A 26,171-nucleotide genomic window follows, 5' to 3' on the forward strand; every position below is an offset into this window, starting at 1 on the left:
TAGGTCATTTTGAGAAGGAGTTTTACATGGGCATCCGTATTACGGGTACTGGCTTGTTCCATCCGGAAGATGTCATTACCAATGAAGAGTTAGTTGAAAGTTTAAATGCTTATGTGGAACTGTATAATCACGAAAATGCAGATAAAATCGCTGCAGGCGAATTAGATGCGCGTCGTGGTTCTAGCGCAGAATTTATTGAAAAAGCGTCAGGCGTACAACGCCGTTATGTGTCAGAAAAAACTGGCATCCTCGATCCAAAACGTTTACGTCCAAATCTACGTGAACGTTCAGATGATGAAATTTCCCTTCAGGCAGAATGGGGCGTGATCGCAGCAAAACAGGCGATGGAAAATGCTGGTGTCACTGCTGAAGATATCGATGTTGTGATCCTGTCATGTTCAAATCTGCAACGTGCTTATCCTGCGGTTGCGATTGAAATCCAGACTGCTCTGGGTATTCAAGGTTATGCGTATGACATGAACGTCGCATGTTCAGCAGCAACTTTTGGTTTAAAACAGGCTGCCGATGCCATCAAAGCAGGTGCACGTCGTGTATTGCTGGTAAATGTCGAAATTACCTCTGCACATACCGATTTCCGTTCACGTGACTGTCACTTTATTTTTGGTGATGTCGCAACTGCATCGATCATTGAAGATACTGAAACTAAAACCGGTTTCGAGATTCTGGATACATCATTATTTACCCAGTTCTCAAACAATATCCGTAATAACTTCGGCTTCCTGAATACGTCTGAAAATGCGGATATCGACGACAAACGTTTCCGTCAGGATGGTCGTAAAGTATTTAAAGAAGTGTGTCCACTGGTTGCAAAAATGATTACTGCTCAACTTGAGAAAAATCATATTGCACCTACAGATGTAAAACGCTTCTGGTTGCACCAAGCCAATGCCAGCATGAATGAACTGATTCTAAAACTGGTAGTGGGTAAAGAAAATGCCAAACCAGGTCTGGTACCCATCATTCTGAATGAGTTTGCCAATACTTCTTCAGCAGGTGTCATCATTGCCTTACATCGTACTGCAAATGAAGTTGAAGACGGCGAATATGGCGTACTGTGTTCATTTGGTGCAGGCTATTCAGTGGGTTCAATCCTGGTACAAAAACGCGTGGCGTAAGCCGGGAGTATATTTTGCAGGTCAAGCATGACGCAGCATGGATCAGGCGCTTAAGTGCCTTATCCAAACTGTATTTCACGCCTACTTTTTTAGGGGCTGAAAATATTGATGCCAGTCGACCTGCAATGTATGTCGGTAATCATTCTATGTATGGCATCTTTGATGCGCCAATGTTGATTGATTACCTGTACAACCAACATCAAGTGGCTGTGGTCAGTATTGCTGATCATAGCCATTTTTATGTGCCGCTATGGCGTGAAGCAGTGAAGAAATTTGGTGCTATTGATGGCATACAGGACTATGTCCGCTCGGCCATGCAGCAAGGCTACTCGATTCTGGTCTTTCCGGGGGGTGGCCGTGAAGTGCTGAAACGGGAAGGTGAGCAGTATCAGCTGATTTGGAAAGAGCGTTATGGCTTCCTTAAGCTGGCTCAAGAGTTTCAATACGATATAGTCCCTTTTGCTGCACTCGGCGGTGATGAAATCTATGAGATTGGATTTGATGCCAATAAGATCATTCAACATAAGTATTTTCAAAAATTATTAAAAATTCCCCAACTCAATAAATTATTACGTCATGGTGACGTGATTCCTTCCTTACCTAAAAATCTGTTTCCCAAACGCTTGCCTTTTTATTTTCAGTTTATGCCGCGGCAGCCAATTCATCATGTGCAGCACGAGAATGATCTGATTGATTTTCGTGAGTATTTACAACACAAGATCTATCAGGGGCTAGAACTGTTGGCTGACAGACGTCGGCAAGATGAAGTCTAGGTCTTTTCATCATTCCTGCTTTGCTTTACATTGAGATCGAATCGTCTAAAAAATCACCATGCTTCAATTTCTGTAATAGAAAGGAAAAAGCGATTTTAAAGGATTGAAATTCAGTAGGTCTGTAACTCAATAGGGTTAAAACGAAGGGGGAAATATGGAACAGGAGGGTTTGTTACTGCCATTCAGACAGCTCGCTGAACAATGCCTCAGTATTTTTCCTGAGTTAAATCAGCTGTATCTGGATCAAATGGCGCTTATTGGTCATGTGAATGCCCAGAATTTGTTCAGGATTCATCAGGATGAGCATCGAATTGATCTGCTTAATGGCTTATTAAATATACAGCTATATACACCTCAAGATTTAAATCTGGAAAGTCCCCATGCCTTAGCAGAAATGCAGATTGATTCCAGGTTGGCTAAAGCAGAGGCTTTGGAAGAGTTTTTTTTTCAGGATATTTACTTTCTGACTGGCGATTTAAAGCCCCAGCATTCCCTGTTTTTACGTGATAAAGCCAAACAGCTCCGTCAACTTATTATTGATCAAGTCTATATATGGGTTAATGCGCCTGAACGAGTTGCTAATTGCTTAAAGCAGATGTCGCCTGTGCAGGCTGAAATCATCGACTCCTTTATGATTAAGGCTGAAGTTTATACTCAGCCTTGTATCAGTAATTGTCTTCAAAGTGGGCATGAGATTCCTGCGCATGTCTTAAAACAGCTACAGCAAATCTTTTCCTTGCAACATTTGCAGTCAGATGAGTTTCTATCGATTCAGTCAGTGATGGACAGTCTGGATGCATTCTGTTTCAGTGCGCCCGAGTTTCTGCACCCAGCGACTTTCCGGATTATCTCCTTATCCTTTGAAAACCGGTTCAATTTGCATGAGCTGAATGACCATATTGACGATATCCGTTTGCTGTATCGGCATGCCGAAGAGCAAAGTCATCTACTGGGCTTTGTACGGCTGATGAATCGTGATAGCTGGCATCGGAGTGATCTGCTATCCAAACGCAATTTTCTGGAAAATAATCCTTATTTATGGCAGAAAAAAGTCGCCAAACTTCCTTTATTTGACTGTCATCGGGTAGTGAACTGGTTATTTAAACAGCCTGCGGAAATTTTGGATTGGCTGAGCAGCAATATTCAACATAGCAGTGTGCGGGTGGCGGCAACAGCTTTAAGCTTTATCGATACGCATCATGTTCATCCGCAGATTGTTTTAGCTACCTTGCAATATTTTCAATATATCGCAGCACGTCTGTTTATTGATGATGTTCATCAATATGCTCTTCAGCATTGCTGGTTTGAGCATGAGCTGAATCGAACAGTTGTTCTCAAAGGGACGCGTCAGGCTATTGAGGATCATCGTATTGCGATTAGTCCATCGATTTTATATCTGGATGAATGGATCGGATTATTGCGGGATGTAGTGGCAATGGATGATCAGATAACTAAAAGGGTCTCTGCCAACTTAAGCCGAGTGATGCAAGCTTATATGCAGCATCTGTATAAGATTACCTGTGATTTGCCTGAGGATGTGTTGGCTTATATTCGGCCTCAAACTCAGCAAGACCGTAATTTTTATAACGTGCTACAACGTAACCAGATTCCATTTGTAGAGTTCAGGAAGCGTTTTTATTTACACGCCCGGCATGTGCGGGAATCCTGTTTTGACGGTTATATCCGCGATTATCTGCCGGAGTATTTTTCTACTCAAACAGAAGTGCCTAAGAATTTAAGCTGGACCAGTTTATTTATGCAGGCAGTTGCCTGGCATGAGCAGATTCAGAAGCAGGAAATTATTGCCAAGCTCAAAAAAGACTTTGCTTTAGCCAGCTGGAGGCCGCTGACACAGGCACATTTTCTACTGTATTTTAATTGGCGTTTTGAGGAGTTGAAAACACTAGAGCGGATTATTGAAGAGGCCAGAATATTCCGGAACTGTCTGGCTGCAAGTTATGCACAGCGTATAGTCGAAGGTGAATATGTGGCTTTTCGCATGTCACATCCTGCAATCAAATTACCTCTGATTTTAGGCTGTCAGTTGCAGAATGACCAAGTCATCTTTGACCAGCTTGAGTATCCAAATAATCAAAAAGCGGAAGTTGAATATATCAATATTGCCCAGCATTTTATTAACTGGTTAAACCTGCAGGCTTGACCGGATTCAGTGCTTTTCTATCCGTGAAGCTTAACTTTTCCGGCAAAAATCGTTAGGCTATAGCCGTTCTTTTACGGTATCTCTTTTATGAAACAGGAAACTGCACTTAAGCTCTTAAAAGCAGGGGAAAATGTCTTTTTAACCGGTTCTGCGGGTGCAGGGAAAACTTATACGCTCAATCAATATATCAATTATCTGAAAGCCCGTAAGGTGTCGGTCGCGATTACTGCATCGACTGGTATTGCAGCAACGCATATGAATGGCATGACCATACATACCTGGGCAGGAATTGGGATCAAAGACTTTTTGTCTGAAGAAGACCTGAAGCGGATGAAAGAGCGCAAATACCTGAAAGAACACTTGGAAAATGCTCAAGTCCTGATCATTGATGAAATTTCTATGCTGCATGCCAAGCAGCTCAATCTGGTCAATCAGGTACTGAAATATTTCAAGGAAAGTGATGAAGCTTTCGGTGGGATTCAGGTCATTGTCGCAGGGGACTTTTTCCAGTTGCCGCCCGTTGGAAAAAATGATGAACGTAACCGCGATAAATTCTGCTTTATGTCGGATGCCTGGGTTGAAGCCAAGTTTCGGGTTTGTTATCTGACCGAGCAGCATCGTCAGGGTAATGACTACCTGAATGATATTCTGAATGCCATTCGTGCGCAGGCCATTTCACCTGAACATCGTTCAGCACTACAGGCCACACGTCAGCAGAATATTGGCGATAACTATACACGTCTCTATACCCACAATATGGATGTAGACAGCATTAACTTTAAGCATCTGAATGAAATTGATCAGGATCCACGCCAGTTTGATGCGCAATGTGATGGCAATGAAAAACTGATAGAAACCTTAAAGTCTTCAGTCCGTGCACCCGAAGCCTTAACCCTGAAAAAACATGCCAAGGTCATGTTCGTGAAAAATAACTTTGATATGGGCTATATCAACGGCAGTCTGGGTGAAGTGATCGGCTTTGAAGATGATGATGAGCATGGCGTTTTGCCAAAGGTCAAACTGACAGACGGAACTACCCTGATTGTAGAACCTGAAACCTGGTCAGTGGATAATGAAGCAGGCAAAACCATTGCCAGTTTCCAGCAGATTCCACTACGTCTGGCTTGGGCGATTACCATTCATAAGTCTCAAGGCATGACACTAGAAGCTGCTGAAATTGATCTAAGCCATACTTTTGAAAAAGGTCAAGGTTATGTAGCACTTTCGCGTTTAAAAAGTTTAAATGGTCTACGCTTGAAAGGCTTTAATGAACAGGCTCTGGAACTGGATGGTCTTGCCATTAAGGCTGATCGCCGTTTTCAGGAACTGTCAGATGAAGCAGAAGCGAATTTTGAAAATGTAGATTTGACTGTACAGCATAAGGCCTTTATCCGTCATTGTGGTGGCACTTTGAACGAAGTCGAGATCCAGCGCAATGAGAAGAAAATTGCCAAAAATGGTGGTAAGCAAAACTACGCGACTGCAACCTTGGATGAAACCCGTGAATTGTTTGAAGAAGGTTATGAGATTTCCGATATTGCAACTGAACGTGGCTTGACACCTGCCACTATCATTAACCATCTGGGGCGTTTGCATAAGGAGCAAGGGCTGGATATCTCAGTGGCTCATCCGGGTGAAGAAGTCGTTGAGCAAGTCCGCAAGATTTATAAACGTCTAACCAAACGTCAAAACTCAGATCATTTTAATGATGATGGCAGTATTAAATTACGTCCGATCGTGGAACTGACCAGTCCGCGTATGGGTTATGATCAGGTGCGTTTGGCTTTGCTGTTTGTGGAATAAAATTTGGGTTTTTAAATTTTAGTATTTAACGTGAGCTTTTACTTTTGAAAGATCAAAAGTAACAAAAATCTTTTGTTGGATTGAAGGTACATCCTGTACCTCAATCCAACGAGCGACATCCATGTCGCTGATCATGTGATTTAATACTTTGCAGTTCATAATTTTAGAATATTAATTTTTAAGAATATTGCACAATCATGGTTAAAGGCTTATTGCGTTCCAATCAATAACGATAAAATCCCGGCTGCAATTAATGGCCCGACAGGGACACCACGAAGTACCGCGACACCTGCGACTGTACCAATTAATAGACCTGCAACGACATCAGGCTGACTCGACATCAGTTTCACCCCACGTCCACCAAGCCAGGCAACAAATAGACCGATTGCAATTGCTAGTAAAGATTTCCAGCTTAGGAAAGATTTAAGAATACTTTCACCGGGAATTTTCCCGCTAGCAATCGGAGCCAATACGCCAATGGTTAAAATAATGATCCCGATATTTAGGCCATGTTGCTGTACATAAGGTAAGAGTTCATTGAGAGGCGTGATTTTTAATACGATCAACACGGCCGCAGCAATAGTCACAGCAGTATTATGACTAAAAATACCGCAAGCCAGTAGAACTAGAAGAACAAGCAGATTCAAATCAAGTTGGGACATGAGGAGATAAAAAAATGAAAAGTCACAGGATTATAGGCTTTTTAGCCATTTAAAGGGAGAATGCTCTACAAGAAATGAATCTGGCTAGTTTTCAGTATAGAATGCGCCTATCGTTCGTATAAACAGGTTCAGACAGATGCTATTGGAAAAAATGTTGCAATCACAAGGTTTCGGCTCACGAAAACATTGTCAGCAACTGATTAAAAATGGTGCTGTTTCGATTCAGGGCGAACTCATCGATAACCCCAAGCATAAGCTGAATCTGCAAGATCTGACCTTTAGCGTCTATGGTCATGAATATCGCTATCGGGAAAAAGTATATATTGCGCTCAATAAGCCTCAAGATTATGAGTGTTCACATCAGGCTACCCATCATTTCAGTGTATTTGATCTGTTTGATGACACCTTGTTAAACCGTGGAATTCAATGTGTAGGTCGTCTCGATCAAGATACAACTGGACTGTTATTGCTGACCGATGATGGTCAGTTTCTACAAGCATTGACGCATCCCAAAAAACATGTGGCGAAAGTTTATCAGATGACTACTGCCGATCCCGTGACAGATGAACAGATTCAACAGCTTGAACAGGGTGTGGAATTGAGAAATGAAAAAGGCACCTTTGCTGCTACAGATATTGTTCGTCTGGATGACAATCGTCTGCAAATGACGATTCATCAAGGGGTTTATCATCAGGTGAAACGTATGCTGGCAGCTGTTGGCAATAAAGTGGAACAGCTGCATCGTGCCCAGATTGGTGCGTTGGCCTTGAATGAACTGGCAATAGGGGAATGGACCTATCTGGACGCAGAACAACTGGCACAGGCAAAATTCCGTACCGAATAAAGTCTGGGATCTATTTCAGGAAACAATGGAAAGTCACGAATTCATTGTCCTGAATAAATCCAAGTGACTCATAAAGTTTATGTGACTGATAATTGGTTTTTTGCGTTTCCAGGCTGATTCGAAGCGCATTTTCATGTCGGGCAAATAAAATAGCAGTATCAATCAGTTGCTTGGCTGCACCATGCCGGCGATAAGGCGGGCTAATATAGACATCGTCCAGCACATAATAGGTAGAACATGCGACTGAGGAAAATCTTAAATACAGCAGAATAAATCCGGTAAAAATATCATCCTTGGTGTTGATAAAAATGACAGTTTGACCATCTTCAAAACGCTGTTTCAAAAATTCGTAAGATAAATCCAGATTGGAAGAAGTACCATAAAATTGACGGTACTCATCAAATAAAACGGCCAGGTTAGGTAGATCTTCTGACTGGGCACGTCGCACGATCATCGGCTTACTCCATGTTAATTTTATTATTTATCATTAACATCAAGCATAGCGAAGTTTGAAAGGAGAGAAACTTAAGAATTGTTCGTAAATGCAACAATGTTAAATTTTGTCGCTTTCACCTAAAATAGCATTCAGTTCTTCAAATAAATCAAAATGATCATCATCCAGATTCATTTCCTGATGATCTGCTGGAATCGCTGTAGTACTTGGACTTGAAGTTTGTTCTGACTTTAGTTCACTCTGTTTCTGCTTGCGTAACTTGATCAACTGTTCCAGGTTGATATTCTGATTTTCAATCGAGAAGGGGATTGATTTGGTTAGAACCACCTGTTTAAAAAAAAGACGAACTGCCTGAGCCGGCGTAATCCCCAATTGTTTAAATACTGCAAATGCCTGTTTCTTTTCTTGGGAATCCAGGCGAATTTGATAAACTTCAGTTTTTCTCATAATATTTTCAAAGCTTTAAATTACTTAACTTTTCGCCTTATTCTAATCGATAACTTCGGGATTTCAATCCTCAAGTTGCCGTTTTTAGAAAATAATCTGTAATGACAAGAGATTTACAGTGTCAATTCAAGTTTAGAGCTAAATTGCATCTGCTTTTGGGTAACTGGATCCGTAAACTGAATGTGTTTGGCCAGTAGCTGTAACGGTGCAGAAAAATCATCATCCGCCTTATGGGAAACCTGCGGATAAAAAGGATCATTCTGGATCGGAATCCCCAAATGACTTAAGTGTACCCTTAACTGATGCTGCTTTCCTGTATGTGGTTTTAGCTCATATTTGCCCCATTGCTGATCATGTTGCAGCAATTGAATTTCGGTTTCGCTATTAGGTTCTCCTTCTACCACCTGCATGGTATAAAAGGGCTGGCCTTTCTCCATTTTCAACTTTGTGATGAGCGGAAAACTTAAATCATCACGATAAGCCGCAATCGCATGATAGGTTTTCTGTACCTGCCGAGTCGCAAACATTTGCTGATAAACGCCACGCGATTGCACACATTTTGAAATCAGCACCACACCTGCCGTTTCACGATCCAATCGATGAATCGGAGTAAGATGTTCATTTCCAGTTTGCTGTTTTAGGCGTACCAGCAAGGTTTCCTGTACATATTGTCCAGTAGGACTCATGGTTAGAAAATGCGGTTTATCCACCACCAGCAGATGCTCATTTTCAAACAGAATATGATGCTGAAAAGGAACATGCACTTCGTGTGCCAAAAAACGATAATAAAAACAATGAGTATTCGCTTGAAAAGAACTTTCGATGGTTAAGGCTTTGCCCTGAGCATCATAAACCAGACCATTATCGAAACGGGATTGCCATTCGCTCGACTCAATATGGGGAAATTGCGCGCACAGATAGGCATAGACTGTCTTGGGTGAATCAGCTGTCGCTTGCAGGAATACTTTACTTGCCGTAACCCCATTCAGCATGGGTGGGCTAAATTCAACAGTCGAAGTCATCACAACGTGGATCTATCTCTTGTTTGGAACGGATGCTGTGAAAAAATACAGTTTCTCACAGAGGTGAATAGGCTTTTAAAGCGTTGCGATGCTATCATAATTATTCTTTTTCATCATGTCGTGAGTAATATGCCCTATTCATTTAATTTCACTTTAAAACATGAAGATGACACCCAAAATCTGGCCAAAGTTCTGGCAAATAATTTTTCTTCGGGCGTTATATATCTGATTGGTGACTTGGGTGCGGGGAAAACCACGCTGACGCGTTATTACTTACAACAACTCGGTCATAAAGGCTCAGTAAAAAGTCCGACTTATACGCTGGTGGAACCGTATCAGGTGAATGGTCAGGATATCTTTCATTTTGATTTATATCGTCTCAATGACCCTTATGAACTTGAATTGATGGGAATCCGGGATTATTTAGAAACTCCCAATGCGCTATTTCTATTTGAATGGCCTTCTAAGGGGGGTGATGAAATCCCGCAAGCCGATTTAATTATTGAAATTTTAAAATCAGAAGATGAGCTGACCCGTACTGCAAGTCTGATTTCTTCTAATCTGGCATTACAGCAAGCTTTGGAGCGTGAATTCCCAAATGGTTGATGATTTAAGCATACGCCGTATCCGTGCACTTGATCCTGCGCTGGCGAACCAGATTGCCGCAGGTGAGGTGATTGAACGTCCTGCATCTGTGGTCAAGGAGTTGCTGGAAAACTCGATTGATGCAGGTGCGACCGAGCTGATCATCCGGGTGGAACAGGGCGGCAGTACGCTGATTGAAATCATTGATAATGGCCGAGGCATTCATTATGAGGATTTGCCACTAGCCGTGATGCGTCACGCGACCAGTAAGATTCAAACGGCTGAAGAGCTGCATGCGATTACCAGTTTGGGCTTTCGTGGTGAGGCGTTGGCCTCGATTGCTGCAGTGTCACGCCTGACTTTAACCAGTAGCCAGAATGAAGATGGCATTGGCTATCAGGTCGAAGTGAACGGTACGGCTTTTGATCATCAGGATATTCAACCGGTCGCAGCATCCAAAGGAACTCAGATCCGGGTGCAGGATTTATTCTTCAATGTCCCGGCGCGGCGCAAATTCCTGAAAAAGCCCGGCACTGAATTTGGACATATCGAAGAAATTGTTCGCCGTATGGCTTTAACGCATTTTGATATTCGCTTTGTATTGGAACATAACCAAACGATCAAGCTGAATTTGCCGGTTGCAGATAGTGGAGCTTTGCGTTTTCAACGTGTGCAACAATTACTTGGCCGTCAGTTTACTGAAAATGCTTACTGGATTGATGCAGACAGTATCAATATGCGTTTATCAGGCTGGCTCGGACATCCTTCGGATGCACGGGCTCAAGCCGATTTGCAGTATGTCTATGTGAATGGCCGGATCGTTAAAGATAAGACTATTTCGCACGCTTTGCGTATGGCTTATGATGGTATCCTGCATGGCCATCAGCATGCCGCTTATTTACTGTTTCTGGAAATCGATCCAGAAAGCATCGATGTCAATGTGCATCCAACCAAACATGAAATTCGTTTTCTGAACCAGCGTGAAGTACATGAATTTGTACGACATTATGCCAAGGAAACCCTAGCACAATTCCAGACTGCGAGCGCTGATCTGGCTGAGGCGATGAAACCTGAGTCTGAAGCTGTTGCGATAACACCTCAGCCGCGCTATCAAGAGCAGTTTAGCCTGCATCAGTCCGTAGCCACTCAACCGGTTATTCCAGTCACATCTCCGTATCGTCAGCATGAAGAAGAAGCTTCTGATGTGTTAACGGATTTCGAGTCATCAGGTCCACAAACTGTGCATTATGCGCAGGATTATAATAAGTCATATTCGGGTTCACAGCAGCTGAATAATGCCTTGAAAAGTTATCTCGCGCCTTTAAGAGAAACTGAACCGGAAACCAATACTTCAGCATCGGATGCATTGCAGTCACATTTACACAGTAAAGTGGATGAGCATCCTTTGGGGATTGCGATCGCCCAGCTGCATGGTATTTATATACTAGCGCAAAATACCGAAGGCTTAATCATCGTAGATATGCATGCGGCGCATGAGCGTATTCTGCTGCAACAGATGAAAATGGCTTGGGATAAACCGGAATTCTGGATATCCCAGCAATTGCTGATTCCTAAAGTGGTGAGCATTAGTCGTATGCAAGCCATGCGTGTTGACGAGCTTAAAGATCAACTTGCTCGTTTAGGTCTGGAAATTGACCAGTATGGTGATGAACAGGTCATTGTACGGGGTGTACCGGCCATTTTGCATAAAGCTGATTTTGATGCCTTGATCCCTGAATTACTGAATGATCTGGATCCGAATGATCAGGGGCAAGGGTTAATGCAGAAACGGGATCAGATTCTTGCGGGCATGGCCTGTCATGGTGCGGTACGTGCGCATCGCATGTTGAGTCTGTCAGAAATGAACGCTTTGCTGCGCCAGATGGAACAAACTGAATTTGCGAGCCAATGTAATCATGGTCGTCCAACCTGGCGAGCATTTCCATTGTCTCAACTTGATAAACTTTTCGCTCGAGGAGAGTAGCCTTACATGTCCAATCAACTGCCGGTCATCAATTTAATGGGACCAACTGCAAGCGGTAAAACTGCTTTGGCATGTGAACTATACGAGCAAGGTCATTTTGAGCTGATTTCTGTCGATTCTGCGCTAGTTTATCGGGAAATGGACATTGGTACAGCGAAACCTTCTAAAGAGGAATTAGAGCGCTATCCGCATCATCTGATTGATATTATTAGCCCGCTCGAAGTCTATTCTGCAGCAAACTTTGTCGAAGATGCTTGCCGTCTGATTGATGATATTCATGCGCGTGGTAAAACACCAATTTTGGTGGGTGGCACCATGCTGTATTTTAAGGCCTTACTTGAAGGCTTATCTGACAATTTGCCAAGTGCAGATTACGCAGTACGTGCCCAGATCGAAGAGAAAGCCGCTCGTGAAGGGTGGGAAGCGGTGTATGCTGAATTATGTCAGGTAGATCCCTTAGCAGGCCAGAAATTTAAAGTCAGTGATAAACAGAGAATTATCCGTGCATTAGAGGTTTTTAAGCTAACAGGTGAGCCGATTACAAAACTACAAGCAGAACAACCAAAAAATTTACCATATCGTTACAATTTCCATAATTATGCCTTAATGCCCGATCGGTTAGAATTGCACAAACGTATTGAAAAACGTCTTGAAATTATGTGGAAAAACGGATTTTTAAATGAAGTTAAAGGATTAATGGGAAAATACGATTTTGACGAAAATTTACCCTCAATGCGTTCAGTAGGTTACCGCCAAGCCATAGAATTCTTAAAAAAAGGTGACCTAAGTCATGAAAAACAACGGGAAATGGAGGATAAGGCTTTATTTGCGACACGACAACTTGCCAAACGTCAATATACCTGGTTGAGATCTTTGCAAGAAAAGCATAAATTTACAACATATTTTACGCTCGAGCAGGCCCAAGAAGACTTGCGAAACTGTCACGGATAAAGCAAAATTTGAGTACTATCTTTTTTATAATTTTTAATTGAAAAATAGAGATAGTTTTTTGCGCTGATTTTTAAATTTTTGGAGTTATAACATGTCTAAAGGTCAAACTTTACAAGATCCATTCTTGAATTCTCTCCGTAAGGAACGTATTCCAGTTTCTATCTTCCTGGTAAACGGTATCAAATTACAAGGTCACATCGAGTCTTTTGACCAATACGTTGTATTATTAAAAAATACAGTAAGCCAAATGGTTTACAAACACGCGATTTCTACAGTAGTACCTGCACGTAACCCTCGTCCAGCTGGTGCTCCTGCTGGTTCACAAGGTGCGGGCTTCGGTGGTCAAGGTGGCGCGGGTGGCTTCGGTGGTCAAGGCGCTGCTGGTGGCTTCGGTGGTCAAGGTGGCTTCGGCGGTCAAGGCGCTGGCTTCGGTGGTCAAGGCTTCGGCGGTCAAGGTGGCTTCGGTAGTCAAGGTGGCTTCGGCGGTCAAGGTGGCTTCGGTGGTCAAGGTGCTGGCTTTGGTGGTCAAGGCGCTGGTTTCGGTGGTCAAGGCGCTGGTTTTGATAACGATTCAAAATTTGAAGATTCTTCTGACGACGAAAACAATCGTTAATCGGATCTGAAATAAAAAAGCCTCTTAATAAGAGGCTTTTTTATTGCTTAAAGAATTGAGCCATTAAAAAACCAGCATTATGCTGGCTTTCTTTTCTTAAATTAACGAGCGCGTTTAGGATCTAGCTGAGGATCTTTGATTTCTACATAGGCATTGCTACGGGTTTCACGTAACCAGCTATCTAGCTCAGCATCAAACTGGCGTTCACCCAGGATCTGGCGTGCCATACGTTCCTGATATTCCTGAGTCATATCTTGCTGACGTGTATCGGTCACTTGCAGGATATGCCAGCCAAATTGTGACTGGAACGGTTCACTAATCTGACCCACTGGCGTACTTTTCATACGCTGTTCAAATTCAGGTACCATGACACCTGGGCTGACCCAGCCTAAACTTCCGCCATCACGCGCTGAACCTGTGTCATTAGAGAAAGTAGACGCCAATACTGCAAAATCTTCACCTTGCTTAAGACGCGTATATAAGCTATCAATCATCTGTTTAGTATTTTCTGGGCTAACCACTTCTGATGTTTGAATCAGAATATGACGGGTCTGGTACTGAGGAACCAATGCTTTCTGCTCACCACCTTTACGCTCTAAAAGTTTCAGGACATGCACGCCATCTGCCGCAGGAATCAGTTCAGATGTTTGACCCGCTTGCAAAGTAGAAACACGTGCAGCGAGTTCGCCTGGGATTTCTGATAAATTTCGCACGCCCATATCAGACGCATCTACTTTAATATCGCCAGTTGAATATTTTTTGCTGATCGCCTGAATATCATTACTGCTGCTTAAATCATTTCTTACTTGTGCTGCAACCTGCTGTGCATTTTCTCCAGTTATACGTAAATGCAGAACATGTACCTGGCTGCCTAACAAAGCTTGACCTTGCGGTGTATTCAGGAAGTTTTTCACATCCTGATCACTGATTTGAATACGTGAATTTACGGCTTGCTGGCGTAAACGGCTAAGTGCTAAATCCTCAGCAATACGGTTACGTAAAGAGGCATACGTATTCGGCGCGATAGCATCCAGTTTTTGCTGAAAAGCTTCTAAGCTAGGGGAGCCTGAATCACGTGCTACTTTAAGCACTGCTTCATTTAAAGATTTTTCATCTGGGCGGATATTGTAGCGTTTGACCTGTTCCAGTTGAGCCTGACGTACAATTAACTGTTCAAGTGCTTGTTGTTCAAGATAAGGTTGCGGGGGAACAGGCTTGTTTTGCTTTTGCAATTGGTGAGAAATTTCAGCAACGCTTTGTGCCAGATCACTACGCAGAATAGCGCTATTGTCGACAACAGCTACAACTTCATCTTTAGGTTGGGCAACAGCAAAAGTCGTCATCGCTGAAGAAAGACATAGCGCAAGTGCGGTCGCTTTAAAAATTTGTTTTAACTGTTTTGTCTTCATTAACGTTCTGTCCAAGTTTGATTGATATTGTTAAAACCTAGAATACGATTTTCTAGTAATGAGGTTAGCTTGTTGCTCAACCCGCCAAGACCTTTAAGCGTTACTTCAGCCATTACTGCACGTTTCGCTTTCACATCTGGGTCATTGATATCGTCTAGGTCATTGTAGTATGAGCGGCCATAGACAGATACTCCCCAACAGCATGACTCATAGTTTACGCCAAGTAAATATTCACGTGCGACACTATTATCCAGGTCAAATTGCGCATGGCCGACCAGACGCCAGTTATTGGCAATGGGCTGGATAAATGAGCCAACCACCTGATCATAACTTTCCTGGCGGTTTGGAATATCTTTACGATAGAAATAGCCTACGTTATACAGATTGCCCTGATCGCCCGTATAATAAACCTGTACATCACGCTGGGCATTGGAGCCATTCGACATCCAGCTAGAATTCAGGTTGACATGCACGTTTTTGTTTAACTGACTTTTAAGCTGAATAACTGGTCCAGTATGGCTTTCACGGTCAAATTCATCTGCTTCACGATCTAATGTGACACGGCGATCTTCAAAGAAGAAACTTTGTCCCACACTGGCGCGTAATCGCTCTAAACCTTCTTCATTAAATAAACTGTAACTAAGACCTAAAGAAGCGAAGTTATTGTCTTCTAAGCGGTCATTACCATAGAAGCGGCGTGCACTAAATAATTGGTCATAATTAATTGAGGCTACGACAGAGTCGAAGTTTGGCTGATTGCGCTGATTTTCATACGGTGAATAAGCGTAAAACAGGCGAGGCGTCAAGGTCTGTAAATAGCGACCATCTTTTTCAAAAATTAAACCGGTGTCCAGCGTAAATTGTGGCACTACGATAGAATGATTTTCACTTGATGAGCTGGTTTGATTATTATTAATACGATCAATAGTATCTTGATCATAGAAAGTATTGATATTGCGTAATGTTGCCTGAGGAATGAAGAATGACCAAGGGGTAAAGTGATTATAGCGTACCGAGAAATCATTATAGATGCGTGTACCACTTGGTTGATAGATGGCTTCATCACCGGTATCAATATTTTCGATATTTCTGATGTCTTTCTGGAAATAAGCTGTATCGTTATTAAATTCGTATTGTAAACCCAGTGGGTTACCGGTCTTATAATTCACCAAAAGCTGCGGCAAACGCGCATAAGGGCGGTCTTCATCCAGAACGGCAGGATCAAGCGTCTGGAAATCTTCAACTTTAAATTGAGCTTTTAAGCCGGGGATACCATTTTTATAATTAACTTCCCAAGCACGGCGCAAGTTCAGGTCTGTTTTTGAATCTGGGTTATTATCCAGATCGGCAAAAAAGTCCTTGTCTGATGCGTAATTATATTCAAGATTTGTTAAGAACTGATCGTTGATTTGCCAGTTATGCAGGAAGTGCAGGTCTTTACGGTCTTTATTGCTATAACTTTCATCAGATGGCAGGTAGCCACCCCAAATCCGGCCTTCACCATAGTTTTCTGTTAGATAACGAAACTCGCCATCCAGCATCGCACCACGGTCACTAATATAACGTGGCGTAATGGTCGCATCATATTGTGGTGCCAAATTGAGATAAACCGGCACACCTAATTCCAGGCCGCCATCATTGGTAAATCCGAAAGTTGGCGTCAGAATCCCAGTGGTACGGCGATCATCGATTGGGAAGTTAAAATAAGGAACAGCGAGTACCGGAACATCTTTCACATAGAGCTTGGTATTACGGGTTTCACCGCGACCGGTTTCCTGATTCAGCTTGATTTGATCTGCCTGAATTTTCCAGGTCGGTTTCTGTTCAGGTGGACAGGTGGAATAGGTGGCATTTTCCAGTTCAAGCGTATCGTCAGAGGTTTTGGCAATCTTTTCAGCACGACCATGCGCATGCTGTTCTTCGGCAATGAAGAAACTGTTGTTTAAGTCACCTTGCTGGGTTTTCAGGTTGTAATTGATATCATCGCTTTGCGAAATCAAGCCACCTTGAGCCAATTGGACTTGACCTTCTGCCTTAGCATAAGTTTGAGTCTGATCAATCGTCACGCGTTCCGCACGAATCTGGCGACCTTCCTGATCAATGACCACATTGCCTTCTAAGTAGGAATCACCGGCCGGATTATAATGACCATAGTCTGCAGTAATGGTTGAAGTTGCCTGTTCAGGGTCAATCGTCGGTGCATCAGGTGCAATAGGAGTGACCCAGGCACCTTCACAATAGGCTGAACTGAGATATTTACCTTGACGCTGCTGTGCTTCTGGTGAAGATTTATCCACATAATATTGTGAGAAGAATGCTTCACCGGGATAGGTCTCATTAATGCGCTGTTTGAGTTGTTCTGCATTTACATTGGATGAGTCATTTGATGCAGCATAGCTTGAGACCGAGCTACTACATAAAAGGGTTAAGATCGCAGTCGCTAGAGGGTTTATTTTAAAGTGATGCTTCATTTGTCTCATTAACCAATCATGCTTTTATCGCAATTAATTATTGTCGCATCATAGAGAAAAAGTTGATAAGTAGCTACACTTAGCACTTTAAAAACTCAGCCTGTACTAGAATTTATTGCAAATGAATACTCAACGCGAACAATTGATACAATCTTGGATTGCTTCTGTACTCGGTTCAGATCAATTTGAAACACATTTTTTAGCAGGCGATGCAAGTTTTCGTCGTTATGCACGAATCAAACTGAATAATAAAACATTTATGCTCATGGATGCACCACCAGAAAAAGAAGATTGTGTGCCTTTTGTGACGATTGATGAATTTTTTGATGCCCATGGCGTACGTGTTCCACACATTGTGGCCAAAGACCTGGAAAATGGCTTTTTGCTGCTCGAAGATTTTGGTGATGTGCTGTTATCAAATCTGCTAAATGATCAGACAGTTGATGCCTATTATGAGCAAAGTTTTAAACAGCTGATTCAGCTGCAGTCCATTCCTGGAGAAGGTCAGTTTCCTGCTTATTCTTATGAGAAGCTTATTTCTGAAATGGAGCTGCTGACTGACTGGATGCTGCCTGCTCTAAAAATTCAGCCAACAGAATCAGAGTCCGCTCTGATCAAGCGCACATTTGCGATACTGGCGAATGCTGCTTTGGCACAACCACAAGTCATTGTGCATCGTGATTTCCATAGCCGTAACCTGATGAAAATCGAAAATGAAACCGAACTGGGTGTGATTGATTTTCAGGATGCAGTAATCGGTGCTGATACCTATGACCTGATTTCGATTACCCGTGATGCCTATGTGCAGTGGAATGCAGATCGGGTGTATCGCTGGTTTAAAGTGTTCTATGACCTGTTACCAGCAGCGGCAAAACAGGACCGTGATTTCGAACAGTTCAAAAAAGATGCGGATATGATGGCCATTCAGCGCCATATCAAGATTTTAGGTATTTTTGTCCGCTTGTTTGAGCGAGATGGTAAATCTGGCTATCTAAAAGACCTGCCACGTGTGATGTGGTATCTGCTGGAAGAAACCAAAGACTATCCTGAATTACAGCCATTTATGCAGTTCATTCATGAAAAAGTGATGCCAGCTTTTGAAGCAAAATATGGTTCATACGAGGTAGCGGCCTAAATGAAAGCGATGATTCTCGCGGCTGGCTTGGGCAACCGCATGCGTCCTTTAACTTTGCATACCCCAAAACCTTTACTAGAAGTGGGTGGTAAGCCGCTAATTGTCTGGCATATTGAAAAACTGGCTGCGATGGGCGTGAATGAAGTTGTCATTAATACGGCTTGGTTAGGTGAAAAACTGGCTCAGGCGTTGGGTGATGGTTCACAGTTTGGTGTCAAGATTTTATGGTCACATGAAGGTGAAGGTCTGGAAACAGCCGGTGGCATTATTAATGCTTTACCACTGCTTGGTGATGAGCCTTTCATTTTGGTCAATGGCGATGTCTGGACGACTATGGACTTTGCACCTTTATTGAATGTTGAGCTGGGTGAAAATCTGGCACATCTGGTATTGGTACAAAATCCGGAACAGCATCCAAACGGTGATTTCACACTTGCAGACGGCAAGGCTTATACCTTTGATCAGCAGATCAGTGGTGAAAACCTGACGTTTAGCGGTGTATCCGTACTTGATCCGAAAATGTTTGCAGGCTTAGAGGCTGGAAAGCGTCCTTTGGCACCATTATTAAAAGCAGCAATGCTGGAAAATAAGATTGCTGCCTCTAAATTGACAGGCATTTGGGTAGATGTAGGAACGCCTGAGCGTTTGAATGCACTGGATTCAATGATCCGTGAAGGGAAGTCTGCTTAAGTGAATATTCACTAAGCACTCCCTACTGTGCCAATATAGAGAAAACGGTATACTTCCACTTAACTTTTTCGAGCGTTGATTGTTTATGCACACGTTTTTTCAAGAACTAAAGCAGGGTAGCCAGGCTTTAGGTTTAGAGCTGTCGGATGAAGCTTTAAATTTATTACTCAAGTACCAGGATGCTTTGGTACTGTGGAATAAAGCATACAATTTGACTGCAATCCGTGATCCTAAGGAAATGCTAGTTAAGCATCTGCTTGACAGTCTAAGCATTCTAAAGGATTTGCCTGCAGGTCGTTTGCTCGACATTGGGACTGGTGGTGGTATGCCGGGCATGATCATTGCTTTATGTCAGCCTGAGCGTGATTGCGTACTACTGGATTCAAATGGTAAAAAAATTCGTTTCCTCAAGCAGTTTATTGCAGACCTAAAATTAAAAAATGTCATTGCAGTACAAACCCGTGTGGAAAATGAAGACAGTATCAATGAGCTGGGTCAGTTTGATGTGATTACCAGTCGTGCATTTGCTTCATTGACAGATTTTGTGAATGCGTCTAAACCGTATATGCATGAGCAGAGTATTATTGCTTCCATGAAAGGTTTGATTCCTGAAGAGGAAGTGGCAGCATTAAAAGATGAATTTAGCTGTCAGATTATTGAACTGAAGGTTCCGCGCTTGGACGAACAACGTCATTTACTTCTATTAAAACGTATTTAAAATTTTTGAAGGATCGGGGTCAACATGGCACAAATTATTGCGATTGCCAACCAGAAAGGTGGTGTCGGTAAAACCACAACCGCAGTAAATTTGGCGGCATCTCTCGCTGTGCTAAAAAAACGCGTTTTGCTTGTGGATATGGATTCTCAGGGAAATGCGACCATGGGGTCGGGGATTCAGAAAAATGACCTGCTGTATTCAGTGACTGATGTATTGCTGGGTGAAGTGCCGATTGAAACTGCGATCACCAAGGCTGAAGTTGGATACAAGGTTTTAGGGGCAAACCGTGACCTGGCTGGTGTGGAGCTGGCGATTGCTGAGCAAAAAGGCCGTGAATTTATTTTGCGTGAAGCTTTGCAGGAAATTGAATCCTCATTCGACTATATCATTGTTGATTGTGCACCAAGCTTAAGCTTGATTACCGTGAATGCACTGGCAGCAGTGGATGGCGTGATTATTCCGATGCAATGCGAATATTATGCTCTCGAAGGCCTGGCTGATCTGACACAAACCATTGACCGCATTCAGCAAGCACTTAATCCAGACCTGCAGATCGTGGGTGTATTGCGTACCATGTATGATGCTCGAAATGCCTTGACCCGTGATGTTTCAGAAGAGTTAGAGCAATATTTTGGTAAAAAACTTTATGAAACCGTGATTCCACGTAATATCCGTCTAGCTGAAGCGCCGGCACATGGTCTACCGGTTATTTATTTTGAAAAAAGTTCAAAGGGTGCAGTTGCTTACTTAAATCTGGCAGCTGAAGTATTAAAGAAAAGCAAAGTGAAAAAAGGAAGTAAAGCATGACCGTCAAGAAACGTGGACTCGCCAAAGGTCGTGGTTTAGATGCCTTGCTGGGATCAATTCAAAAAGAAAAATTACAACTCGAAGCACAAGGTCTTGATCATGGTCAGTTGAAACAGATTGATGTCAATCTGCTGAAACGTGGTGAATATCAGCCACGTCGTTATATCAATGAGCAGGATCTGCAGGAACTGGCCGCATCGATTGAGAAGCATGGCATCATGCAGCCAATCGTGATCCGTCCGGTCGATGATGAACGCTATCCATACGAGATTATTGCCGGTGAGCGTCGCTGGCGTGCGGCACAGTTAGCAGGTCTGACTGAAGTTCCTGCGATTGTGCGTGAGCTGAATGATCAGGTCGCAATTGCATTAGCTTTAATCGAAAACATTCAGCGTCAGGACCTGAACCCGATTGATCAGGCGATGGCTTTGCAGCGTTTCCATGACGAGTTTGGTTTAAGCCATCAGGAAATTGCCGATACCGTCGGTAAGGCACGTACTACAGTAAGTAATCTACTGCGTCTGCTAACTCTGGCTGAAGAAGTAAAAGACTTTATGCAGCAGGGCCTGCTGGATATGGGACATGCACGTGCCATCCTGACTTTGAAGGCTAAAGATCAGCTTAAAGTTGCTGAGATGGTCATTGAAAAGAGTCTGTCAGTACGCCAAACCGAACAGTTGGTACGCGACTACAATGCACCGAAAACAGAAAAACCAAAAGCAGCGATTGCGCCAGACATTCAGCAGTTGACTCAGCGCCTGTCTGAGCGCTTTAGTGCGGATGTTAAAATTGACTACAACAAGCAAGGGAAAGGCAAGCTGGTCATTAGCTATCATTCTTTAGAAGAGCTGGACGGGATTCTTTCGATCCTGGGCGATGAATAATTAATTTAAAATTTGTTTTTATTGGGGAATAAATCAGATGTGGGAATTGGTTAAAGCAGGCGGCTGGTTGATGCTGCCGCTGGTATTGTGTTCGATATTTATGCTAGCGATCTCGGTCGAGCGCTTCATTCGTTTAAAAAAGAGTCTGGTACTGCCCAACTCACTTCTGATGGGTCCTGCACAAAATGCAGACCAAGCTATGCAAAAGCTGCAACAAAGTTCAGCTTTGAAAAACAGTACTTTGGGTCGTGTATTTACTGCTGGTTTTGAAGCGTGTCACCAGTCTGAGCAATATGCTCGTGCCCAGATGGAAGTGGCAGCTTCACAGGAAATTGGCTATCTGGAAAAGAATATTAATTTTCTGGGTACTTTGAGTGCAGTAGCACCTCTACTCGGTTTGCTCGGTACAGTGATTGGAATTATTGAATCATTTTTAATGATTGATGTCGGTACTAATAGTGACCCAGTATTAATGATGCCGGGTATTTCCAAAGCACTGATCACGACAGCAGCGGGTATGCTGATTGCTATTCCTGCTTTATTTGCACATCGTTATTTCCAGCGTCTGGTTCAGGAATATGTAGCGGAACTTGAGCAGCAAGCAACGTTATTTCATGCCAACCTGTTCTATTTAAATGCTTCAGATGATGTAGAAGAACGCATCAAGAAAGCAAGCTAGGAGCAGGGGCATGAAATTTAAACGTAACCAGGTGGAAGATGTACATATCAATCTGACGCCCATGATTGATTGCCTGCTATTTATTTTGGTCTTTCTGCTGCTTTCAACCACGTTTAACCAGATGAGCCGAATGAACCTGACGCTTCCAGATGCGCAAGGTGTACCGCCCAAGAATTTTGATCAGAAAATTGAAGTGATTGTGGATTCCAATGGCCACTATGCCGTGAATGGTCAGTCTATTGCCAGTAAAGATGCAGCAGATTTAAATACGGCAATTAAACAGATTTCGAATGAACGTCGTGATTTAATGTTTGTCATTGCCGCTGATGCAAAAGCGACACATCAGGATGTTATTCGTGTCATGGACGTTGCAGGGCAACTTGGCTTTGTTAATGTCAACATCAGTACGAAAGTACCAACTCGAGGTTATTAGTGAAGCACGATTTTAAGGTCTATCTTCGCCTTTTAAGCTATTTAAAACCATTTTGGGGCACAGCCTTAATTGTCCTGCTTGGTTTCTCTATGAATGCGGCGACAGAAGTTTCTGTGGCCAAATTACTGGAATATATCATTGAGGCGATACAAAACAGAGACCAGGGTTTCACCTTACTTTTCCCATTCTTAGTGGTAGTACTGATGTTCTTCCGGGGGCTAGGCCTATTCCTCGGTGGGTATTATACGGCGGTCATCTCCCGTAATCTGGTATTTAATATTCGTCAGGAAGTCTTTGCCAAAATATTGCGTTTGCCTGCGCAATATTTTCTGGACAATACCAGCGGTCATATTACGGCCAAAATTATGTATAACGTTGAGCAGCTCACCGCAGCCTCAACTGAAGCACTTAGAACGATCATTCAGCAAGGTCTGATCACAATTGCCTTATTGGGATATCTTTTATATACCAACTGGCGTTTAACCATGTGTATTCTGATCTTTGGACCCGTGATTGGTTTTGTGATCAGTAAAGCTTCAAAACGGATGCGCAAGCTATCACAACAGGTTCAGGACACTATGGGTGATGTGAACCATGTTGTTCAGGAAACGGTAAATGCCAATCTGATTGTCAAAGGTTTTGGTGGTCAGATTTATGAGCAGGAACGCTTTAAACAGAATTCTTTGGAAAATCTACGCCGTGGCTTGAAAATGGTGGCAGTACAGCAGCTGAACAGTCCAGTGGTACAGCTGATCATGTCAGTTTCACTCAGTATCGTGATGTATATTGCATTGCGCCCACAAATTTTGGGAGATACGACTGCGGGTGAATTTGTTGCTTATATTACAGCTGCTGGCATGTTGGCGCGACCAATCAAGACATTAACTGATGTGAATGAAAAAATTCAGCGTGGTATGGCGGCCGCACATTCTGTGTTTGAATTGCTAGATATGCCTGAAGAGCATAATACCGGCAAACTCAATGATGCCTTAAAAGGCAACATTCAATTTAAAGATGTCAATCTGGTTTATGGTGATGGTCACCATGCGATTCATGACTTTAACCTAGAAGTGAAAGCGGGCGAGACTGTAGCATTGGTTGGGCGTTCAGGAGCAGGTAAAACCTCGCTGGTGAATCTGTTGGTACGTTATCAGGAAACTTCATCCGGGCAAATTTTACTGGATCAAAAACCGATTACTGATTATGAGTTGACTGCTTTACGTACCCAGATCGCGATGGTAAACCAGCAGGTAGTGCTGTTTAACCGTACTGTTCGTGAAAATATTGCTTATGGCCAGCTAGAAAATGCGAGTGATGAAGAAATCATTGCAGCGGCAAAAGCTGCCTATGCACATGATTTCATTATGGCCTTGCCACAAGGTTATGATACGCCACTAGGTGCTCAAGGTCTGAATCTGTCAGGTGGTCAGCGTCAGCGTATTGCGATCGCCCGTGCTATTCTGAAAAATGCACCGATTCTGATTCTGGATGAAGCGACCAGTGCGCTGGATAATGAATCTGAATACTTTATTCAGCGTGCCTTTGATCAGGCGATGCGAGATCGGACTACGATTGTGATTGCCCACCGTCTATCAACAATTGAAAATGCCGACCGCATTGTAGTAATGGATCAAGGTCGTATTATAGAGCAGGGTAATCATGCTGAGCTGATTGCACGTCAAGGTGCTTATTATCAGCTGCACCAACGTAATTTCGAGGAACATTAAGTCATGGCTTTGGCACAGATCATTCAGGATGCTTGGAATACACAGGCAAAGTGGCTGGTTGTGCTGCGTCCTTTGTCCTGGCTTTACCGCTTGGGTTTTGTCAGTAACCACTGGCTTTACCGTAAAGGGATTAAAAAAAGCTATACCGCACCTATTCCAGTAATGGTGATTGGAAATATTACCGTAGGTGGGAGTGGTAAAACACCTTTACTGATTCATCTGGTGGATTACCTCACTGAAAAAGGCCTACGGATTGGTGTAATCAGTCGAGGTTATGGTGGTAAAGGTCCTTTTCCTGCTTATGTAGATTTAAATACCTTGCCTGAAGTGGTAGGTGATGAACCAGCCTTAATTGTCCAAGCGACTGGTGTGCCGATGGCTGTAGGGCCAAATCGTCAAAAGAGCATTGAGCTTCTGCTAGAAAAGCATGCACTGGATTTAATTATTTGTGATGACGGTTTGCAGCACTGGGCTTTAAATCGTCAGATTGAATGGATTGTGCTGGATAATAACCGAGGCTTGGGCAACCAGAAACTTTTACCAGAAGGTTATCTGCGTGAACCCGTTACCCGGTTGGAAAAAGGTACCGTGATTGAACATGCAGCAAATCCAGTTTCGCCTTTGCATATGCATCTTGCAGCCTCTCAGCCGTATTTATTAAATCAGGATGTTATCAAAAGCTTTGATCCAACTGCGGCTTTCTATGCAGTAGTCGGCATCGGTTTTCCACAGCGTTTTTATCAAACACTAGAACATCTGGGGCTGCAGCAATTTCAGTGTCATGAATTTCCAGATCATCATGATTATGAAATTGAAGATCTGCAATTCGATGACAATAGTCCGATCATTACTACTGAAAAAGATGCAGTTAAAATTATGGCATTACTCAAACAGTATCCAGATTATCAGCGGGATATCTGGGTGGTGCCGGTCGATGCAGTCTTGTCACCTGCCTGTTATACAATATTGCAGCAGCAATTAGAGCAACAGGGTATTTCTATTTCCTAAGGTTTATTTACGATGAAACATATAGTTATTCCTGCACGCTTCTCCAGTTCACGTTTGCCGGGTAAACCTTTGCTGGAAATCCATGGTCGTCCGATGATTCTGCGTGTCGTGGATCAGGCCAAAAAAGTACAGGGCTTTGATGACCTGTGTGTGGCAACAGATGATGAACGTATTGCCGAAGTTTGCCGTGCTGAAGGTGTTGATGTGGTCCTGACTTCAGCAGATCATCCATCAGGTACCGATCGTCTAAGCGAGGTAGCTCGAATCAAGGGCTGGGCGAGTGATGACATTATTGTGAATGTACAGGGTGATGAACCTTTATTGCCAGCTCAGTTAGTTAAACAGGTCGCGCAACTCTTAGAAGATCAACCGGCTTGCTCAATGTCGACTCTGTGTGAGCCAATTCATCATTTAGAGGAATTCAAGCGTGACAGCATTGTTAAGGTTGTGATGTCTAAGCACAATCAGGCATTGTATTTTAGTCGTGCTACGATTCCTTATGACCGTGATGGTGCCAAGCTGGCTGAACAGAAACTGCATGATCAGGCTTATCGCCATTTGGGCTTATATGCTTACCGCGTGAAACTATTACAGGAATATGTGACTTGGGAAATGGGTGTGCTGGAAAAACTGGAATCTTTAGAACAGTTACGTGTCCTGGAAAATGGTCACCGTATTGCCATTGCTGTGGCAGAAGCCAATTTACCGCCAGGTGTCGATACGCAGGAAGATCTGGATCGCTTGAACCAGATGGATCCATCTTCTTTTGCTTAAT

25 protein-coding genes are annotated in these 26,171 nt (G+C 43.0%); 19 read left to right on the top strand and 6 right to left on the bottom strand.

What is annotated here, in order from left to right; translation table 11 throughout:
• The first annotated feature begins 26 nt into the window (after nt 1-26).
• The 4 genes from FTU72_RS04145 to FTU72_RS04160 all read left to right on the top strand — a co-directional run bounded on the left by FTU72_RS04145 (nt 27) and on the right by FTU72_RS04160 (nt 5,873).
• Nucleotides 27-1,136: a beta-ketoacyl-ACP synthase III gene (locus FTU72_RS04145; protein WP_004784039.1), complete on the top strand. Its 1,110-nt coding sequence runs from the start codon at nt 27-29 to the stop codon at nt 1,134-1,136.
• A gap of 14 nt (nt 1,137-1,150) precedes the next feature.
• Nucleotides 1,151-1,909 carry a 1-acyl-sn-glycerol-3-phosphate acyltransferase gene (locus FTU72_RS04150; RefSeq protein WP_179992421.1) on the top strand — a complete coding sequence of 253 codons (759 nt, stop codon included), beginning with the start codon at nt 1,151-1,153 and terminating at the stop codon, nt 1,907-1,909.
• Nucleotides 1,910-2,063: 154 nt separating this feature from the next.
• Entirely contained in the window at nt 2,064-4,070 is a 2,007-nt protein-coding gene (locus FTU72_RS04155; protein ID WP_180052492.1) for a hypothetical protein, read from the top strand.
• A gap of 87 nt (nt 4,071-4,157) precedes the next feature.
• On the top strand, nt 4,158-5,873 hold the full coding sequence (locus tag FTU72_RS04160; protein WP_179992423.1) for an AAA family ATPase: 1,716 nt from the start codon (nt 4,158-4,160) through the stop codon (nt 5,871-5,873).
• A gap of 209 nt (nt 5,874-6,082) precedes the next feature.
• Here FTU72_RS04160 and FTU72_RS04165 read toward each other — a convergent pair whose 3' ends face one another.
• Nucleotides 6,083-6,535, bottom strand: a complete 453-nt coding sequence (locus FTU72_RS04165) for a DUF441 domain-containing protein (protein WP_179992424.1) — start codon at nt 6,533-6,535, stop codon at nt 6,083-6,085.
• A 136-nt stretch (nt 6,536-6,671) separates the two neighbouring features.
• Between FTU72_RS04165 and FTU72_RS04170 the strand changes: the two genes are divergently transcribed.
• Nucleotides 6,672-7,379 carry a pseudouridine synthase gene (locus FTU72_RS04170; protein ID WP_179992425.1) on the top strand — a complete coding sequence of 236 codons (708 nt, stop codon included), beginning with the start codon at nt 6,672-6,674 and terminating at the stop codon, nt 7,377-7,379.
• A 10-nt stretch (nt 7,380-7,389) separates the two neighbouring features.
• Here the strand turns inward: FTU72_RS04170 and FTU72_RS04175 are convergent, their stop codons facing one another.
• The 3 genes from FTU72_RS04175 to FTU72_RS04185 form a co-directional block, all read right to left on the bottom strand.
• Entirely contained in the window at nt 7,390-7,833 is a 444-nt protein-coding gene (locus FTU72_RS04175) for a GNAT family N-acetyltransferase (RefSeq protein WP_004784033.1), read from the bottom strand.
• A gap of 99 nt (nt 7,834-7,932) precedes the next feature.
• Nucleotides 7,933-8,280 carry a type II toxin-antitoxin system RelB/DinJ family antitoxin gene (locus FTU72_RS04180; protein WP_179992426.1) on the bottom strand — a complete coding sequence of 116 codons (348 nt, stop codon included), beginning with the start codon at nt 8,278-8,280 and terminating at the stop codon, nt 7,933-7,935.
• A 113-nt stretch (nt 8,281-8,393) separates the two neighbouring features.
• The gene (locus FTU72_RS04185; RefSeq protein ID WP_179992470.1) at nt 8,394-9,302 is read right to left on the bottom strand and encodes an RluA family pseudouridine synthase; all 909 of its coding nucleotides are present in this window, start codon (nt 9,300-9,302) and stop codon (nt 8,394-8,396) included.
• Nucleotides 9,303-9,431: 129 nt separating this feature from the next.
• On the opposite strand from FTU72_RS04185, the gene tsaE reads away from it, so the two are divergent.
• The 4 genes from tsaE (at nt 9,432) to hfq (ending at nt 13,435) form a co-directional block, all read left to right on the top strand.
• Nucleotides 9,432-9,908, top strand: a complete 477-nt coding sequence (gene tsaE, locus FTU72_RS04190; protein ID WP_179992427.1) for a tRNA (adenosine(37)-N6)-threonylcarbamoyltransferase complex ATPase subunit type 1 TsaE — start codon at nt 9,432-9,434, stop codon at nt 9,906-9,908.
• Complete coding sequence (gene mutL, locus FTU72_RS04195) at nt 9,901-11,871, top strand: DNA mismatch repair endonuclease MutL (RefSeq protein WP_179992428.1); 1,971 nt, start codon at nt 9,901-9,903, stop codon at nt 11,869-11,871. Before tsaE ends, mutL begins: the two co-directional genes overlap by 8 nt.
• Nucleotides 11,872-11,877: 6 nt before the next feature.
• Nucleotides 11,878-12,822 carry a tRNA (adenosine(37)-N6)-dimethylallyltransferase MiaA gene (gene miaA, locus FTU72_RS04200; protein ID WP_179992429.1) on the top strand — a complete coding sequence of 315 codons (945 nt, stop codon included), beginning with the start codon at nt 11,878-11,880 and terminating at the stop codon, nt 12,820-12,822.
• 91 nt (nt 12,823-12,913) lie between these two features.
• Nucleotides 12,914-13,435: an RNA chaperone Hfq gene (hfq, locus tag FTU72_RS04205; RefSeq protein WP_125279037.1), complete on the top strand. Its 522-nt coding sequence runs from the start codon at nt 12,914-12,916 to the stop codon at nt 13,433-13,435.
• Nucleotides 13,436-13,536: 101 nt separating this feature from the next.
• On the opposite strand, the gene FTU72_RS04210 is transcribed toward hfq, so the two are convergent.
• Both FTU72_RS04210 and lptC read right to left on the bottom strand, forming a co-directional pair.
• Nucleotides 13,537-14,844, bottom strand: coding sequence for a peptidylprolyl isomerase (locus FTU72_RS04210; protein WP_180052491.1), 1,308 nt, complete (start codon nt 14,842-14,844; stop codon nt 13,537-13,539).
• A complete protein-coding gene (gene lptC, locus FTU72_RS04215) occupies nt 14,844-17,315 on the bottom strand; it encodes an LPS export ABC transporter periplasmic protein LptC (RefSeq protein WP_179992430.1) in 2,472 nt (823 codons plus the stop codon). The genes FTU72_RS04210 and lptC overlap by 1 nt, the downstream gene beginning before the upstream one ends.
• Nucleotides 17,316-17,436: 121 nt before the next feature.
• On the opposite strand from lptC, the gene FTU72_RS04220 reads away from it, so the two are divergent.
• The 10 genes from FTU72_RS04220 to kdsB all read left to right on the top strand — a co-directional run bounded on the left by FTU72_RS04220 (nt 17,437) and on the right by kdsB (nt 26,170).
• Nucleotides 17,437-18,450, top strand: coding sequence for an aminoglycoside phosphotransferase family protein (locus tag FTU72_RS04220; protein WP_159124004.1), 1,014 nt, complete (start codon nt 17,437-17,439; stop codon nt 18,448-18,450).
• Nucleotides 18,451-19,140, top strand: a complete 690-nt coding sequence (murU, locus tag FTU72_RS04225) for an N-acetylmuramate alpha-1-phosphate uridylyltransferase MurU (protein ID WP_180011497.1) — start codon at nt 18,451-18,453, stop codon at nt 19,138-19,140.
• 85 nt (nt 19,141-19,225) lie between these two features.
• Complete coding sequence (rsmG, locus tag FTU72_RS04230) at nt 19,226-19,858, top strand: 16S rRNA (guanine(527)-N(7))-methyltransferase RsmG (RefSeq protein WP_166139427.1); 633 nt, start codon at nt 19,226-19,228, stop codon at nt 19,856-19,858.
• 24 nt (nt 19,859-19,882) lie between these two features.
• Entirely contained in the window at nt 19,883-20,665 is a 783-nt protein-coding gene (locus tag FTU72_RS04235; protein ID WP_004784019.1) for a ParA family protein, read from the top strand.
• A complete protein-coding gene (locus FTU72_RS04240) occupies nt 20,662-21,549 on the top strand; it encodes a ParB/RepB/Spo0J family partition protein (RefSeq protein ID WP_004784018.1) in 888 nt (295 codons plus the stop codon). The genes FTU72_RS04235 and FTU72_RS04240 overlap by 4 nt, the downstream gene beginning before the upstream one ends.
• Before the next feature lie 37 nt (nt 21,550-21,586).
• On the top strand, nt 21,587-22,228 hold the full coding sequence (locus tag FTU72_RS04245; RefSeq protein WP_179992432.1) for a MotA/TolQ/ExbB proton channel family protein: 642 nt from the start codon (nt 21,587-21,589) through the stop codon (nt 22,226-22,228).
• Nucleotides 22,229-22,238: 10 nt separating this feature from the next.
• Nucleotides 22,239-22,661 carry a biopolymer transporter ExbD gene (locus FTU72_RS04250; RefSeq protein ID WP_159124000.1) on the top strand — a complete coding sequence of 141 codons (423 nt, stop codon included), beginning with the start codon at nt 22,239-22,241 and terminating at the stop codon, nt 22,659-22,661.
• Nucleotides 22,661-24,388 (top strand): lipid A export permease/ATP-binding protein MsbA, encoded by a 1,728-nt coding sequence (msbA, locus tag FTU72_RS04255; protein WP_166139429.1) that lies wholly within the window; start codon nt 22,661-22,663, stop codon nt 24,386-24,388. Before FTU72_RS04250 ends, msbA begins: the two co-directional genes overlap by 1 nt.
• Before the next feature lie 3 nt (nt 24,389-24,391).
• The gene (gene lpxK / locus FTU72_RS04260; protein WP_125279030.1) at nt 24,392-25,396 is read left to right on the top strand and encodes a tetraacyldisaccharide 4'-kinase; all 1,005 of its coding nucleotides are present in this window, start codon (nt 24,392-24,394) and stop codon (nt 25,394-25,396) included.
• A 12-nt stretch (nt 25,397-25,408) separates the two neighbouring features.
• The gene (gene kdsB / locus FTU72_RS04265; protein WP_104425952.1) at nt 25,409-26,170 is read left to right on the top strand and encodes a 3-deoxy-manno-octulosonate cytidylyltransferase; all 762 of its coding nucleotides are present in this window, start codon (nt 25,409-25,411) and stop codon (nt 26,168-26,170) included.
• Nucleotide 26,171 lies beyond the last annotated feature (1 nt).

Origin of the sequence: Acinetobacter sp. YH12137 (genome assembly GCF_013418535.1) — a bacterium.
In the GTDB taxonomy this organism is placed as follows: domain Bacteria; phylum Pseudomonadota; class Gammaproteobacteria; order Pseudomonadales; family Moraxellaceae; genus Acinetobacter.

Bases quoted from the DNA above. Each gene is read 5' to 3' on its own strand.
- FTU72_RS04145 (WP_004784039.1), top strand. From the start codon at position 27: ATGGGCATCCGTATTACGGGTACTGGCTTGTTCCATCCGGAAGATGTC.
- FTU72_RS04155 (WP_180052492.1), top strand. From the start codon at position 2,064: ATGGAACAGGAGGGTTTGTTACTGCCATTCAGACAGCTCGCTGAACAA.
- FTU72_RS04160 (WP_179992423.1), top strand. From the start codon at position 4,158: ATGAAACAGGAAACTGCACTTAAGCTCTTAAAAGCAGGGGAAAATGTC.
- FTU72_RS04165 (WP_179992424.1), bottom strand. From the start codon at position 6,535: ATGTCCCAACTTGATTTGAATCTGCTTGTTCTTCTAGTTCTACTGGCT.
- FTU72_RS04170 (WP_179992425.1), top strand. From the start codon at position 6,672: ATGCTATTGGAAAAAATGTTGCAATCACAAGGTTTCGGCTCACGAAAA.
- FTU72_RS04175 (WP_004784033.1), bottom strand. From the start codon at position 7,833: ATGATCGTGCGACGTGCCCAGTCAGAAGATCTACCTAACCTGGCCGTT.
- FTU72_RS04180 (WP_179992426.1), bottom strand. From the start codon at position 8,280: ATGAGAAAAACTGAAGTTTATCAAATTCGCCTGGATTCCCAAGAAAAG.
- FTU72_RS04185 (WP_179992470.1), bottom strand. From the start codon at position 9,302: ATGACTTCGACTGTTGAATTTAGCCCACCCATGCTGAATGGGGTTACG.
- tsaE (WP_179992427.1), top strand. From the start codon at position 9,432: ATGCCCTATTCATTTAATTTCACTTTAAAACATGAAGATGACACCCAA.
- mutL (WP_179992428.1), top strand. From the start codon at position 9,901: ATGGTTGATGATTTAAGCATACGCCGTATCCGTGCACTTGATCCTGCG.
- miaA (WP_179992429.1), top strand. From the start codon at position 11,878: ATGTCCAATCAACTGCCGGTCATCAATTTAATGGGACCAACTGCAAGC.
- hfq (WP_125279037.1), top strand. From the start codon at position 12,914: ATGTCTAAAGGTCAAACTTTACAAGATCCATTCTTGAATTCTCTCCGT.
- FTU72_RS04210 (WP_180052491.1), bottom strand. From the start codon at position 14,844: ATGAAGACAAAACAGTTAAAACAAATTTTTAAAGCGACCGCACTTGCG.
- lptC (WP_179992430.1), bottom strand. From the start codon at position 17,315: ATGAAGCATCACTTTAAAATAAACCCTCTAGCGACTGCGATCTTAACC.
- FTU72_RS04220 (WP_159124004.1), top strand. From the start codon at position 17,437: ATGAATACTCAACGCGAACAATTGATACAATCTTGGATTGCTTCTGTA.
- murU (WP_180011497.1), top strand. From the start codon at position 18,451: ATGAAAGCGATGATTCTCGCGGCTGGCTTGGGCAACCGCATGCGTCCT.
- rsmG (WP_166139427.1), top strand. From the start codon at position 19,226: ATGCACACGTTTTTTCAAGAACTAAAGCAGGGTAGCCAGGCTTTAGGT.
- FTU72_RS04235 (WP_004784019.1), top strand. From the start codon at position 19,883: ATGGCACAAATTATTGCGATTGCCAACCAGAAAGGTGGTGTCGGTAAA.
- FTU72_RS04240 (WP_004784018.1), top strand. From the start codon at position 20,662: ATGACCGTCAAGAAACGTGGACTCGCCAAAGGTCGTGGTTTAGATGCC.
- FTU72_RS04245 (WP_179992432.1), top strand. From the start codon at position 21,587: ATGTGGGAATTGGTTAAAGCAGGCGGCTGGTTGATGCTGCCGCTGGTA.
- FTU72_RS04250 (WP_159124000.1), top strand. From the start codon at position 22,239: ATGAAATTTAAACGTAACCAGGTGGAAGATGTACATATCAATCTGACG.
- lpxK (WP_125279030.1), top strand. From the start codon at position 24,392: ATGGCTTTGGCACAGATCATTCAGGATGCTTGGAATACACAGGCAAAG.
- kdsB (WP_104425952.1), top strand. From the start codon at position 25,409: ATGAAACATATAGTTATTCCTGCACGCTTCTCCAGTTCACGTTTGCCG.